The sequence below is a fragment of the Gelidibacter pelagius genome (assembly GCF_017581925.1).
Lineage (GTDB): Bacteria > Bacteroidota > Bacteroidia > Flavobacteriales > Flavobacteriaceae > Gelidibacter > Gelidibacter pelagius.
The window spans coordinates 1-901 of the sequence record NZ_JAGEVG010000063.1; the positions used below are offsets into that span (position 1 = coordinate 1).

At 38.6% G+C, this 901-nt stretch carries 2 protein-coding genes; both read right to left on the reverse strand.

Going from position 1 to position 901, the window contains the following annotated elements:
* Positions 1-656: hypothetical protein (locus J4051_RS18830; protein ID WP_208235433.1), on the reverse strand; the 656-nt coding region annotated here is incomplete at its 3' end.
* Positions 657-712: 56 nt separating this feature from the next.
* Positions 713-901, reverse strand: a 189-nt coding sequence (locus J4051_RS18835; RefSeq protein WP_208235434.1) for a hypothetical protein, incomplete at its 5' end; no start/stop codon positions are given.

The following is a 901-nucleotide window of genomic DNA, read 5'->3' on the forward strand; positions in this document are numbered from 1 at the left end:
TTTTCATTTAGATTGTTAAACGTAGAAAGTTGCAATCCATTTAGGTTTTGTAAAAATAGGTTGAACCGTCCTTCGTCGTAGGTTATAGTGCAATCACCGTTCAAATCGCCAGGTAAACCGCAGTCTTCACAATCCAGGTTAACAATACATTCTATGGGTGATAAGTTGATAGGTGGCCCGCCATTTCCAGGTGGTGGTGTGTTATAACCACCTCCTCCTCCTCCACTGCTTCCCCCACTGTTTCCTCCGCTGTCACTTCCACTACCATAATCACCACAGTCTATGGGCATCTGGTATATTTGGGGCGGCGTTCCCGCACCTAAGTTGTGCCAATAGATGCATTCCATTGCATTTCCCGAGTTGAAACTATGATTCCCGCTACTACATTTCTGGTAAACAGTTTCCGTGCAACTACCACCTCTCATAGCATAATTTTGGGATGGTTTTGATGCGGCATCTAACGGGCTTTTATAATTATCGATCACACCTATTCCATCATCTCCGATAGTAACTTTTTGTAATAGGATACCATCCAAATTGCTCACATAAAACAATTTGATGTTATCAGGATCTGGATAGGTCAATATATAAGAATTGGTAATATTGTTTTTTGTCAGAGAAAGAATTGCTCTTTTATAATTGCCGAAAGTTCTCACAGGTGCATAAAAAACCTCTATGTCATTTTCAGAATAAAAATATGTCGTTTCTAAATTTAACCGTCCATCAATTGTTCAGCAGTCAGGTCTGTTATAGTGCTCTTGTGTTTGTTTAAGGTCTTACCACTTTGCCTGTGCTGTAATTTTGATGATACTATATTAAAGCTATTGGCATTCAATAGGGTTTCTTTTGATACACCATATTTGATAATACTGGTTTCAAATTCATCTTCAGTTTTGGATTT